The sequence below is a fragment of the Microbacterium sp. ZW T5_56 genome, assembly GCF_044987425.1.
Lineage (GTDB): Bacteria > Actinomycetota > Actinomycetes > Actinomycetales > Microbacteriaceae > Microbacterium.
In genome coordinates this window covers 135,186-147,605 of the sequence record NZ_JBJDRI010000001.1, presented here as the reverse complement: position 1 = coordinate 147,605, position 12,420 = coordinate 135,186, and the positions used below count along the sequence as shown (strand labels likewise).

Genomic DNA, 12,420 nt, shown 5'->3' with positions numbered 1-12,420 from the left:
CGGAATATGCTCAGATCAGCCCGAGCTCCCGCACAGCGTCGCGCTCCGAGATCAGCTCAGCGACCGACGCGTCGATGCGGGAGCGAGCGAAGTCGTCGATCGCGAGATCCGCCACGATGCTCCAGTCACCGTTCGCCGTCGTGACCGGGAACGAGGAGAACAGGCCCTCGGGCACGCCATAGGAGCCGTCCGATGCCACGGCCATGGACGTCCAGTCGTGGCGGGGCGTGCCGGCGAGCAGATCGCGCGCTGCGTCTACCGTCGCCGAGGCGGCCGACGCCGCGGACGACAGTCCGCGCGCCGCGATGATCGCCGCGCCCCGCTGCGCCACGGTAGGGATGAAGAACTCCTCCACCCAGGCGCGATCCACGTAATCCACCGCGGGTGCGCCGTCAATCGTGGCCGCGGAGATGTCGGGAAACTGGGTGGCCGAGTGATTGCCCCAGATGCTCATGCGCTGAATGGCCGACACCGGTCGGTGCGTGTGTTGCGCGAGCTGCGCCAGAGCGCGGTTGTGGTCGAGGCGAGTGAGCGCACTGAAGCGGGACGCCGGGACATCGGGCGCGTGGGTGGACGCGATCAGCGCGTTCGTGTTGGCGGGGTTACCCGTCACGATGACCCGCAGATCATCCGCCGCTGCGGCGTTCAAAGCGGCACCCTGAGCGCTGAAGATGGCACCGTTGGCAGCCAGCAGGTCGCCACGTTCCATGCCCGGGCCGCGCGGACGCGCGCCGACGAGGAGGGCGAGATTGACGCCCTCGAACACCTTCTCCGGGTTGGATCCGATCTCCACTCCGGCAAGGCCCGGGAACGCTCCGTCTTGAAGCTCCATCACCACGCCCTCCAGCGCGGGAAGGGCGGGTTCGATCTCCAGCAGACGCAGTTCCACCGGACGATCGCCGGCGATCGCTCCACTGGCGATGCGGAACAGCAGGCTGTATCCGATCTGCCCAGCGGCTCCGGTGACGGCGATGCGAAGCGGGCTCTGCGCGGTGTGGGTCATCCCCTCACGCTACGCCACCCCGCATCGCCGTCGGGAGGCCTACATCCAGTCTTTTCGGCGGAAGACCAGCCACAGACCCACCCCGAGCAGGAGCATCGCTCCCACGGCGAGGGGATAGCCGAAGTCCCAATGCAGTTCGGGCATGTTGTCGAAGTTCATGCCGTAGATCGCCCCGATGAGCGTGGGCGCGAACAGGATGGCGGCCCAGCCGGAGATCTTCTTCATGTCCTCGTTCTGGCGCTGTGTCACCAGGGTCGAATTCACATTGAGGATCTGGTTGAGGGCGTCCCGCAGATCGGTCGTGCGTGTGTTGACGCGAGCGAGGTGGTCACCCACATCCTGCAGGTGCGTCTGCAGCTCCTCCGCGACGCGATACTTGCCGAAGCCGGCGCGCAGTCGCACCAGCACGAGCCCCATCGGGCTCGCGGCGTGCTGCAGGTCGATGACCTCGCGACTCAGACGATAGATGCGCTCCGTGACCGAGCGCTCTCCGGTGAACACCTGACGCTCAATCTGCTCCTTGTCCACGTCCAGGCCGTCCAGCGCAGAGGCGTAGCCGTCAACGATCGTGTCGAGCACGGTGTAGACAACAGCTTCGGAGCCCAGCGCGAGCAGCTCCGGATCGCCCCCGAACTGCTCGAGGTCCCACTTCTGCTCTTTCTCGCGGTCCTGGCAGATGACGGCCACGGTGTTACCGCGGACGATCAGGTGGAACTCCGCGAACTCGACCTCTTCCGTCCAGTCCCGGTACAGAGCGGAACGGACCACCACGAACAGCACGTCGCCGTAGCGCTCCACCTTCGGGCGTTGGCCGGCATTCTCCAGATCCTCCACGAGGATCGGGTGCAGATCGAACTGCTCGGCCAGCTCCGCGATCTGCTCGGTGGTGGGCAGGTCATAGCCGATCACGGCAAGGTGGTTCGACTCGCCATCGGCATATGCGACCGCCTCGGCAAGCGTTGCCGCCTCGTCCCCGGGGATGCGCGATCCATCGCGGAACAGATGCACGGTGCGACTGCCGCGGCTGCCGGCCGGAGGCGCAGGCGGGATGGGTCTGCGCGCCGGGATGAGGCGATGCGGATCCAGACGGTTCACTCGCGGCTGATCATTGCGGATACTCATCGGACCTCCCCGGGTTATGTGTGCGTGTGCAACGTTCCACCGTACGCCCTGAAGGGGAACGAACCGTGTACGCGCTCGTCACACAAGCCGACGAGACGACGAAGGGTGTCAGCCGATGCGGTCGGCCCACCAGGAGCGCAGTCGATCCTCCGCGTCTTCCTCGGAGATGACGCCCTCGTCCAGACGGATGTCCATCAGGAAGCGGTACGCCTCGCCCACCTCACGACCCGGGCGAATGCCGAGCACCTCCTGGATGCGGTTCCCGTCGAGTGCCGGACGCAGCGAGTCCAGCTCCTCCTGTGCAGAGAGCTCATCGATGCGGCGCTCGATGTCGTCGTAGGCACTGGCCAGACGTGCGGCCTTGCGCCTGTTGCGCGTGGTGACGTCTGCGCGGGTCAGGATGTGCAGCCGTGCCAGCTCGTCTCCGGCGTCTCGCACATAGCGGCGGACGGCGGAGTCGGTCCACGTGCCCTCGGCGTAGCCGAAGAAGCGCAGGTGCTGTTCGATCAGCTGAGTGACCGAGGAGATCGTGTCGTTGTCGAAGCGCAGCGCCTGCAGTCGCTTGCGCGCCATGCGGGATCCCACCGCGTCGTGGTGGTGGAAGCTCACCACCCCACCGGGTTCCAGCTTGCGCGTGCGAGGCTTGCCGATGTCATGGAGCAGTGCCGCCAGACGAAGCGCGACGTCGGGCGCCGCGTCCGGGAACCGCGTCTTCTCGAGCTGGATCGCCTGAGCGAGCACTGTCAGCGAGTGTTCGTAGACGTCCTTGTGGTGGTGGTGCTCATCGGTCTCCAGGCGCAACTCGGAGATCTCCGGGAGGAATTCCTCGATCAGCCCGGTGTCCACCAGCAGACGCAGACCGCGAGCCGGATCGTCCGTCTGCAGCAGGCGAACGACTTCGGACTGGATGCGTTCGGGGGAGACGATGCCGAGCGTGCCGCGCAGCGTCGCGATGGCGGCGACCGTCTCCGGGGCGACCTCGAACTCCAACTGCGAGGAGAACCGGGCAGCACGCAGCATCCGCAGGGGATCGTCGCCGAAGCTGATGGCGGGATCGATCGGGGTGCGCAGCACGCCGGCCACCAGGTCTTCGATGCCGCCGGTGGGATCCACCAGCTGCACTTGGGGAACGCGCAGAGCCATGGCGTTCACGGTGAAGTCGCGACGGGTCAGATCGGCCTCGAGAGAGTCGCCGAACGCCACCACCGGCTTGCGCGTGACGCCGTCATATTCATCGGCACGGTAGGTGGTGATCTCGACGTTCTCGCCCTGGACGCGGGCGCCGATCGTGCCGAAAGCGCGGCCGATGTCCCAGTGCGTGGTGGAGAGGGGCTTCACGACCGCGAGGATCTCGTCCGGGCTCGCGTCGGTCGTGAAGTCGAGGTCGTGCACCGGACGGCCGAGCAGGGCGTCGCGTACCGGACCGCCCACCAGCGACAGGTCGTGACCGGCAGCGGCGAACGCCTGCGCGACGGTGGCCACCACCGGATTCGCTGCGATGGCGCCCAGGCGCGCGACTCCTTCAGCCATGTTCAGCATGAACTCCAGCCTACCGGCGCGGTTCTCCGGCGTTCACGCGCGGCCGCTCAGCCCCAGGAACTCTCGGACCGGATCCACTCCCGTCACCGCGAGCGCCCACTCGGGACGGACGAAGTCCTCCTTGCGCACGCGGAGACGAACCATCGTCTCGGCGGTGTCGGGACGAGTGACAGCGCGCTGTATGCCGTCATCGACATATCCGAGCGCCCGGGACACACCGAGCGAGGAGGCGTTCCATTCTGCGGCTCCCGACGTGGCCTCCCGTGCACCGAGATGGTCGAACGCGAAGCTCAGCACCGCCTGACGCATCTCCTTCCCGAGCCCGCGGCCGTGCACCGACTGCGTCAGCCAGGATCCGGTGGAGACTTCGCGCAGCTGCGGGAACTGATGCCCGCCCAGATCCTGAACGCCGATCACGATGCCGTCATGGATGATCGCGAACAGAATCGTCCACGACTGCGGCTGGATGGCTGCACGCATGCTCCAGTGATAGCGAGCGATCGCTGCGCCCATCACCTCGGGAGACTGATCGGTCCAGGGGAAGGAGAACGGCATCACCGCGGGATCGTGCACTCCCGCCAGCGCTGCATCCACCACGGCCGGGATGTCCTCGTCCCGCGCCGGTCGCAGCACCAGCCGAGGCGTCCGCAGCTCCAGCCCGAACAGCGGCCACACGTCCTCGATCGTCGTCATCGCGACAGCCTACGGGGATGCGCTACTCGGCGGAGAAGGCCAGTGCCTCATCGGCCACCGCGATCACCGACCAGCCTCCGCCGTCGCTATCCGTGAACTCATAGGCCGGCACGAGGACCGTGCTGCCGTCCGGCTGCATCTGGGTCGCGAGGCCGAGACGCGCATCCACGATGTGCACGTCAGTGACGGGCCACACGATCGATGAACCGGCGACCGGCGTCGTCGGCGGCGCGGTCGGCGGGGTCCAGGTTTCGGTCTCCGACGCGTTAGTGACGTAGAACGGGCCGACTGGCTGGGTGCCGAACCGGGGGTCGGAGAGACGCTCGAAGGCCTCCGCGGCGCTGACCACGGGATAGTCGCCGAGACTCACGAGGGGCGCAAGCCCTCCGGAAACCGAGGAGATGCCGCTGGCAGACAGCTCCAGCGACCATGCCGCATCGGCACGCTGACCATCCACAAGCCGCCAGGCTTGCGCCGTACGACTTGTCGCGCCCTCCCAGGTCACGGAGTCGTACTCGAAGCCGTTCACGTCTTGGCCAGCGGCGGCCATGATCGAGCGAAGGGCGTCGATCGCGGCCTCTTCGCTCGGGATGTCACCGACCGGCGTGCACTCCGCCCCATCGCTGGGACAAGCCCACGGAGACCCTGCTGGATTCGAGTACCAGAAACTGAGGGTGCCGTCGAGGCTGACCCACAGGGATGTGCTCGTACCGTCCTGAGGGCCGACGCTCCAGGCGCCGTCGATCAGCTGGGGCTCACCTTCCACCCCGAGGGCCTGAGCCAGCCCGCGGATCGTGTCGACGTTCGATGCGGCGGCAGGATCGAAGGCGTATCCGGCGGCGGAGGTCGCCTGAGTCGACAGATCGGAGGAGGTGAAGTGGTTTCGCCCCCAGCCCGGCATCACGGAGTCTGATGTGGAGCCCGTTGCAGGATCAACCGTCGCTCCCTGCTCGGTCGGACCCCCTGCGCTATCCGCCACGCCCGACCCATCCGCCGCGTTCGAACCCTCCGACAGCGAGATCGGAGGGGCGGCCGCCGTCGTGCCGCCTCGGTCCGCCCCGAGCGCCGCGATCCCGTAACCGCCGGCACCGCCGACCACCAGCAGGGACGCGGCGACTGCGGCAACCGCGAGCCAGCGCGGTCGACGTCGCTCGCGTTCGGCGGAGAGGTCGGCGACGGGCGTCGGAGATTCGGCGGACGTGTCGGCGACGACCCGCTCCACGAACCCGCTCACCGGCTCCACACCCGCTGCCGGGTCTGCAGCGCGCAGCCGTGCCATCGCTTCATCTTCGGGGTTCGTGTCGTCGTTCATGTCTTCGCCTCTCGTCACCGGGCAGTCATCACGGAATATGTCGTCGGAGCGGCGGAACTTGCATCGCCTCGCTCAGAACCGGGCGCGATCGCCCCACGCTTCGCGCAGACGTGTGCGTGCACGGGAGAGCGCCGCGTCGGCGCCAGACCGACTGATTCCCAGCACGGCTGCCAGTTCCTCGCCGTTCAGGCCCTCCCACGCGTGCAGCAGCAGGATGTGCCGATCTCGTTCGCTGACGCTGGCGAGCGCTCCACGCACCTCCGCATCGAACAGAAGATGGAGTTCGGGATCCTCCGCGACCGGTGTGGTGCCGCGTTCGGGCAGCACATCGACCGTCAGGTCCACGCGCTTGCGTCGATGATTCGCGAGCACGAACCCCGCCGAACGATAGAGCCAGGGCAGCACGGCCTCAGCGGGAATGTCCGAACGACGACGCCACGCGATCATGAAGACGTCGGCGGCGAGGTCCTCGGCGTCCTGACGCGGTCCGCGGCGAGCGAAGTAGCGCACGAGCGACGACGCGTGCTCGCGCACGATGACCTCGAACCACGCCGTGTCGCGCGGAGTCAGCGCACTCGATTCCGCCTCACCGCATGGCTGCTCGCGCATCGACGCCCCCTCGACCGGGGTGATCTCGTCGATGTCAGCACGCTCCACACCCTGCTTATGTCACCTGGCGCATGAGTCTTGCACGCAATCCATGCTTTTCACGTGAAGGGGAGCGGATACGGGTAGCGGTCGCCGAGGCCCGGGGAGATGGACTCCAGCATCATGTCGAGACGCATGACGGCGTCGTCGGTGGGCTCCGCAATGCGTTCGAAGGTGCGCAGCGCGTGAGCCAGCACCAGCCACTCCGTGATGTCGATGCGGACGGCGTCGAAGAGGTGGGCCGACTGCAACCCGTGATTGCTGTCGAAGAGCCACACGCCGCCATCCGGACCGAGAAGCCAGGTGTCGCCGTGATCGTTGCCGCCGATGACGGCCCAGCGGGGGTCGACGTCGAGATCCTCCCAGCGTGCCGGGTCGCGGAAGCGAGCGGTCTCGCCCACCGCCATCGCTTCGTCGAATGCGGTGATGTCGGTGCAGATGCGCGACGAGTGCTCCGGCAGCATCCGCAGCAGGGAATCGACGCTCATTCCGCATCCTCGCTCGGGAAGCGAAGGAATCCGGTGATCACGAGTTCGCGGACCCGAGGCAGCACATCGGCACCGAGCTCGCCGGCGTCCACATCGAGCAGCTGCGCGATCGCGGCGATGAGCGGTCCGACTGCGAGCTCGCCATCACAGGCTCCCACGAGCCCCGCGACAGCCGGATCCACCGACAGCGCACGGCCGAACCCGGTGCCCTGACGCAGCTCGATCACCGTGGGATCCTCATGGCCGGGGAGGTGATGGCGAACCTCGGACACGTCCGGTGCCGTCACGAGCGGAACAGCCGCGAGTGCATCGTCATCGAGCTGCGCGAGTCGATCGTGCGCGGCCAGCATCGCGGCCAGGTGCGAACCGAGGGAGCCTTCGGCGGGAATCGGGGTGTCCACGCGTTCGAAGCGACGCAGGGTCGGCTCGCCCATCGCGCGGCGCAGGAGCACGTATCCGAAGCCGACGCGGGTGACGCGGCGGTGCGCGAAGTCCTCCAGCCACGCGCTGAGCAGCGCCTCATGGCCCGCCGAACCCGCCACGGTTCCCCCGTCGCGGACCCACAGCGACGCGTACTCGATCGGGTCCAGCTGCTCGCGCTCGATCACCCAGGCGTCCAGCGGAACCGGCGACGCCGCCACCCACTCGCGCACGCGATCCAGACCGTCCGATCCCCAGCGATACTCCCAGTTGCCGAGGAACTGCGCGATGCCGCCATCGACCAGGTGCTCACCGACGCCCGCGAACACCGCCGCCACGAGGTCGTCCCCCTGCATTCCGCCGTCGCGATAGTCGAAGGCGGGAACGTCGTCGCGCCGAGGAGTGATGACGAAAGGCGGGTTCGACACGATCCGGTCGAAGCGTTCGCCGGCAACCGGTTCGAACAGGCTGCCCTCGCGCAGCTCGATGTCGGACACCTTGTTCAGCAGGGCGTTGAAGCGGGCATAGGCGAGGGCGGTCGGCGAGATGTCGGTGCCAACGGCCCGCTCCGCGTAGCGGCGCGCGCGCAGGGCTTGGATGCCGCAGCCGGTTCCGAGATCCAGCACCCGCCCCGTGGTCAGCGGCAGCTGGAGGCCCGCCAGGGTCAGCGACGCCCCTCCCACGCCGAGCACGTGGTCATCCGGCAGCGGCCCGCCCAGCACGAGTTCGTCCAGATCGCTGGCGATGAGCCACTCACCCATTCCCGACTCGTCCACATACGACTGCGGGCGCAGCAGGGAGCGAGCACCCACCTGCTCACCGTCGACGGCGGCGATTCCGAGCGCCTGCAACCCTTCGATACCGATCGACGGGAGTGCTGCAGCCACGGCCCCGACCGGCTGCGAAACTCCCAGCACGAACAGCCGCGCCAGGGTCGCGAGCGGATCGACGCGGTCGCCCAGCGCCCGCAGCGCCGCGACACGGATCCCGCGGCCGTAGGCGTCATCCGCGCTCTCGCCCCAGGCGGCGCGGATGCGCTCCGAGGTGTAGTCGGCGGCACGCAGGTCGTGCGCGAGGAGCGCGACGAGCTCGGGATCGGGATGCACGTTCACCTCCCTATTCAAGCGCCAACGTCGGACCCTGCGCGTTCCCCCCGGCGCGAGACGGGGCAGGACACGGTGCGCACGGATCGGAACTGTCAGGTGGCACGACCTAGAATCGACACGGGTTCGCGGGCGTCCGCCCGGGCTCCCGACGACACAATGACTGCCACCAGCCTCGATGTCCGGGCGTCCCGGATCGCGCGCAGCCGTCGCCTGCGCCACGCGGGTGCCGCGGCCCTCGTCGTCATGGCCTTCCTTCTCGCGATGCTCGGCGGCGCGGTGTCTGCCCCGGCACATGCCGCCGCCACCCCGTCCCCCTCGGCCACCCCCGTCACGCCCGATCTTTCGGTGTCGCCGTCGGCGAATGGCGTCCTGCGCCCGGGCCAGTCCCTTCGGGTCACCGCGGACGTCGCCAATCCGGGACAGGAGCCTCTTCCCACGGGCACGGTCTCGCTCTCCCTCGGTCGCGAGCCGCTGGCGGACCGTGCGGCGGTTCTCGGCTGGATGAGCGGCTCACGCAGCGCAGACACGGTCCCGGTCGCCAGCACGGCGATGCCCGCGATCGATACCGGAGGCGTCGGCTCCGCCGCCATCACGACGACGGTGACCGATCCGGTCGTGCTGGCGTTGATCCCCGGTGTCTACGCCGTGCAGGTGCATTACTCGGCCGGTACGCAGTCTTTCACCGAGCGTGCGGTGATCACCGTGGTCGCCGCCGACGCGGCACCGGTCACCACCACGACGGTGCTCCCGATCACCGTGCCGGTCGCCGGCAGCGGTCTGCTCTCCTCCGAGCGGCTCGCGGAGCTGACGAGCCCGACCGGCGCGCTCACGGCCGATCTGGAAGCAGCCGTCGAGCCGAGTGTGGTGCTCGCGATCGATCCCGCGATCCCCGCGGCCATTCGCGCACTCGGATCCGCCGCGCCGCCGTCTGCGGTGACCTGGCTGACGGAGCTGCTCGCGTTGAAGAACGAGCGCTTCGAGCTGCCGTTCGCCGACGCCGATCCACAGGTCCAGGCTGATGCGGGACTTCCCCAACTCCTCGCTCCGCTGTCCTTGGACGCGTACCTCTCCTCCGACAACTTCCGCGAGCCCGCGGTCGGTCTTCCCGGTTCTGAGCCTCGACCCGCTGATACTCCGACCCCCACGCCCACAGAATCCGTGACGGCCAGCGCCGCGGCTGCGCCGACAGCCACGCCGACCACGGAGGCTCCCTCGGACGCCCCGGTGCTCCCGACGCTGGAACAGCTGACTGACCTCGGCGACACGCTCGGCACCCTCGTCTGGCCCACCCCGGGCTCCGCCACGGACGCTGTCCTCCCACTGGCTGCGGGCAGTCCCGTGCTGGTATCGAACGACCAGTTGGCGTCGACGGCGGGTCACCAGGCCGTGGGTGATTCCTCGATCCTCGGCTACGACGCCGCGCTGGCGGACGTGCTCCGCGCGGCGTCGGAGGAGCCTGCTGCCACAGCTCGCGGCGCGCTTCTGGCGACGGCGACGGCGCTGCTCCGCCTGGATGCCCAGCAGTCGGCCGACCCGGTTGTCGTCGTGGTCGGCCGGGGGACCGCCGCACAGCCGGAGGCGCTCCGTGCCGCTCTCGGCGCGGTGTCGTCTGGGACCCTGATCACCGGGCAGCCGATGTCGCGCCTGCTCGCCGCGCCTCCTGTCGCCGGCGCGTTGACCTCGGCCTCGCCCAGCGATTCCGGTACCGATCGCGCCGAGGCGCTGCGCAACCTGCTCGCCGATGAAGAGCGGGTGACGGCGTTCTCCTCCGTGCTCGCCGATCCGTCGGTTCTCGTCGGCCGCGAGCGCGCGCGCATCCTCCAGCTGCTGTCCGTGAGCGAGATCTCCCGCGACGACTGGGATGCCCTCGTCGCCGCCCAGCGCGCCCGCACGCAGGACGAGATCGTCGGCGCGGTGAGCATCGTGCGACCCGAGACCGTGACTCTAGTGAGTTCGGGTTCCAACATCCCGATGAAGATCCGCAACGATCTGGATCTTCCCGTGACCGTTGTCGTGACGGCTACCCCGAACGATCTGCGGCTGGGCGTGCAGAAGACCACCGTCGTCGAGGCAGCCGCGCACAGCAACACCAGCTTCTCCGTGCCGGTCACCGCCGGCATCAGCAACGGCGATGTGAAGCTCGCGCTGAGCGCGGCCTCGCCTACGGGGGTGCCGATCGGTGGCGTGCAGTACGCAGAGATCCGCGTGCGTGCCGACTGGGAGACCATCGGCCTTGTGATTCTCGGGACCATCGTGGTGGTCCTCTTCAGCCTCGGCACGTGGCGCACCATCCGCCGGCGGCGCGCTGACGCGGCCACGGGCGTGACACCGGAACCCAACCGCCGGGAGGCACGCGCTGCCTACCGCGCCGGCTCGGCCGCGAAGAACGATGCGGCCGATGCCGCAGACAAGGAGCCCCGTGGCTAGTCTCGGACGCAGCAGCGCGATGATCGCCGCCGGAACCATGGCTTCGCGCGTGCTGGGTCTGGTTCGCACGGTGCTGCTCGTGCAGGTGCTCGGCGAGTTCTTCGTCGGCGACGCGTTCGCGGTGGCCAACGGGCTTCCCAGCACGATCTTCAACATCATCTCCGCCGGTGTGCTGACTGCAGTCTTCGTGCCGCAGATCGTGAAGTCACGCCAGCACGAGGATGGCGGAAACGCGTTCGTCTCCAAGCTGTTCACGCTCTCCACCGTGGTGCTGACCGCGGTGACGATCCTCGCGACGATCGCGGCGCCGCTGCTGGTACTGATCTACGCGGGCGCGTTCAAGGGCGGAGCTGCGCAGGTGGCTCTCGCCACAGCGTTCGCCTACTGGTGCATTCCGCAGGTCCTCTTCTACGGCCTGTTCGCGCTGGTGGGGGAGACCTTCAACGCTCGCAATGTGTACGGCCCGTACACGTGGGCTCCGGTGGTCAACAACGTGTTCTCCATCGCCGGGCTCATCGTCTTCATGACGATGTTCCAGACGCCGATGACCGCGATGGCCGACTGGACCCCGGACCGGATCGCCTTCATCGGCATCGTGACCACCGGCGGGATCATCGCGCAGTTCCTGGTGCTGTTGCTTTTCTGGCGCCGCGCAGGTCTGAAGCTCCGTCCGGATTTCCAGTGGCGCGGAGTCGGTCTGAGCGAGATCGCACGTCTCGGCGGGTGGACATTCGCGATGGTGATCATCGCCCAGATCGCCGGTGCGATCCAGTCTCAGCTGGTCTCGAACGCGTCGGGCGATTCGCCCGCGCAGTTCAGCATGAACAACGCGTTCCTCGTCTACATCCTCCCGTACTCGATCATCGTGCTCTCGATCGGAACTCCCTACTTCACCCGCATCAGCGAACATGCGGCGGAGGGTAGAAAAGACGAACTGGTGAAGGACATCGACTCGTCGATTCGGACGCTGGGAGTCTTCATCGTGCTCGCCACGGCCGCTCTGGCCGTCGCCGCGGTGCCCGCGAGCCGTCTGTTCACTTCGGACGCCGATTCGGCGCTGCAGGTGGCACCCGTGCTGTGGGCGTATCTCGCCAATCTCATCCCGGTCGCGATCCTGTTCATCGTGCAGCGCACGTTCTACGTCTACGGAGATACCCGGACGCCGTTCTTCTTCACGGTCCTGCAGCAGTCGATCGTCATCGCCACAGCATTCGCCGCCTACTGGCTGCTGCCGGAGGACCAGCTGGGCGTGGGCATCGCCGCGGGACAGACCTTCGCGACCATCGTGCAGACAGTCGTCGCGATCCTGCTGCTGCGTCGTCGGATCGGGTCCCTGCACTCGCGCAGCTGGCTCACCGCGTACGCGCGCTTCATCGTGGCCGGCATCGCTGCCGCCGCGGTGGGCTGGGTCACCTACGAGCTGCTGGGCGGGTCGCACAGCTGGATGGTCTCGAACGAACCCACCCTGGTCGGCAAGCTGATGGCGATTCCGGGGCTGGCCATCATCGGCATCGTGGCGGCCATCGTCTACGTGATCGTGCTGCGTCTGCTGCGCGCTCCGGAGCTGCAGGTGGCTGTCGATACGGCCAAGCGCATGCTCGGACGCTGAGCGCGCACAGCCGGCGGGAATGCGCCGCGCGTACGATTGGTTGAGCATGACGA

General features: G+C 68.2%; 10 protein-coding genes. 2 read left to right on the top strand and 8 right to left on the bottom strand.

Annotation, left to right across the window (positions count from 1 at the left end):
- Window positions 1-10: 10 nt before the first annotated feature.
- The 8 genes from ACI3KU_RS00650 to ACI3KU_RS00615 all read right to left on the bottom strand — a co-directional run bounded on the left by ACI3KU_RS00650 (window position 11) and on the right by ACI3KU_RS00615 (window position 8,337).
- Window positions 11-1,003: a malate dehydrogenase gene (locus ACI3KU_RS00650; protein ID WP_404920349.1), complete on the bottom strand. Its 993-nt coding sequence runs from the start codon at window positions 1,001-1,003 to the stop codon at window positions 11-13.
- A gap of 39 nt (window positions 1,004-1,042) precedes the next feature.
- On the bottom strand, window positions 1,043-2,125 hold the full coding sequence (locus ACI3KU_RS00645) for a magnesium and cobalt transport protein CorA (protein ID WP_404920348.1): 1,083 nt from the start codon (window positions 2,123-2,125) through the stop codon (window positions 1,043-1,045).
- A 108-nt stretch (window positions 2,126-2,233) separates the two neighbouring features.
- Entirely contained in the window at window positions 2,234-3,664 is a 1,431-nt protein-coding gene (locus tag ACI3KU_RS00640; RefSeq protein WP_404920347.1) for a CCA tRNA nucleotidyltransferase, read from the bottom strand.
- A gap of 33 nt (window positions 3,665-3,697) precedes the next feature.
- Window positions 3,698-4,357 carry a GNAT family N-acetyltransferase gene (locus tag ACI3KU_RS00635; protein WP_404920346.1) on the bottom strand — a complete coding sequence of 220 codons (660 nt, stop codon included), beginning with the start codon at window positions 4,355-4,357 and terminating at the stop codon, window positions 3,698-3,700.
- 22 nt (window positions 4,358-4,379) lie between these two features.
- Entirely contained in the window at window positions 4,380-5,669 is a 1,290-nt protein-coding gene (locus ACI3KU_RS00630) for a hypothetical protein (RefSeq protein WP_404920345.1), read from the bottom strand.
- A gap of 72 nt (window positions 5,670-5,741) precedes the next feature.
- Entirely contained in the window at window positions 5,742-6,326 is a 585-nt protein-coding gene (locus ACI3KU_RS00625) for an RNA polymerase sigma factor (protein ID WP_404920344.1), read from the bottom strand.
- A 50-nt stretch (window positions 6,327-6,376) separates the two neighbouring features.
- Window positions 6,377-6,805: an SMI1/KNR4 family protein gene (locus ACI3KU_RS00620; protein ID WP_404920343.1), complete on the bottom strand. Its 429-nt coding sequence runs from the start codon at window positions 6,803-6,805 to the stop codon at window positions 6,377-6,379.
- Window positions 6,802-8,337, bottom strand: coding sequence for a methyltransferase (locus ACI3KU_RS00615; RefSeq protein WP_404920342.1), 1,536 nt, complete (start codon window positions 8,335-8,337; stop codon window positions 6,802-6,804). Before ACI3KU_RS00615 ends, ACI3KU_RS00620 begins: the two co-directional genes overlap by 4 nt.
- A gap of 150 nt (window positions 8,338-8,487) precedes the next feature.
- Between ACI3KU_RS00615 and ACI3KU_RS00610 the strand changes: the two genes are divergently transcribed.
- Window positions 8,488-10,758: a DUF6049 family protein gene (locus tag ACI3KU_RS00610; RefSeq protein ID WP_404920341.1), complete on the top strand. Its 2,271-nt coding sequence runs from the start codon at window positions 8,488-8,490 to the stop codon at window positions 10,756-10,758.
- On the top strand, window positions 10,751-12,367 hold the full coding sequence (gene murJ / locus ACI3KU_RS00605; RefSeq protein WP_404920340.1) for a murein biosynthesis integral membrane protein MurJ: 1,617 nt from the start codon (window positions 10,751-10,753) through the stop codon (window positions 12,365-12,367). Before ACI3KU_RS00610 ends, murJ begins: the two co-directional genes overlap by 8 nt.
- Window positions 12,368-12,420: the final 53 nt, after the last annotated feature.

What these genes read in the sequence shown, in the direction of transcription:
- ACI3KU_RS00645 (WP_404920348.1), bottom strand. Translation starts at nt 2,125, where the DNA reads ATGAGTATCCGCAATGATCAGCCGCGAGTGAACCGTCTGGATCCGCAT.
- ACI3KU_RS00630 (WP_404920345.1), bottom strand. Translation starts at nt 5,669, where the DNA reads ATGAACGACGACACGAACCCCGAAGATGAAGCGATGGCACGGCTGCGC.
- ACI3KU_RS00620 (WP_404920343.1), bottom strand. Translation starts at nt 6,805, where the DNA reads ATGAGCGTCGATTCCCTGCTGCGGATGCTGCCGGAGCACTCGTCGCGC.
- ACI3KU_RS00640 (WP_404920347.1), bottom strand. Translation starts at nt 3,664, where the DNA reads ATGCTGAACATGGCTGAAGGAGTCGCGCGCCTGGGCGCCATCGCAGCG.
- ACI3KU_RS00610 (WP_404920341.1), top strand. Translation starts at nt 8,488, where the DNA reads ATGACTGCCACCAGCCTCGATGTCCGGGCGTCCCGGATCGCGCGCAGC.
- ACI3KU_RS00635 (WP_404920346.1), bottom strand. Translation starts at nt 4,357, where the DNA reads ATGACGACGATCGAGGACGTGTGGCCGCTGTTCGGGCTGGAGCTGCGG.
- ACI3KU_RS00650 (WP_404920349.1), bottom strand. Translation starts at nt 1,003, where the DNA reads ATGACCCACACCGCGCAGAGCCCGCTTCGCATCGCCGTCACCGGAGCC.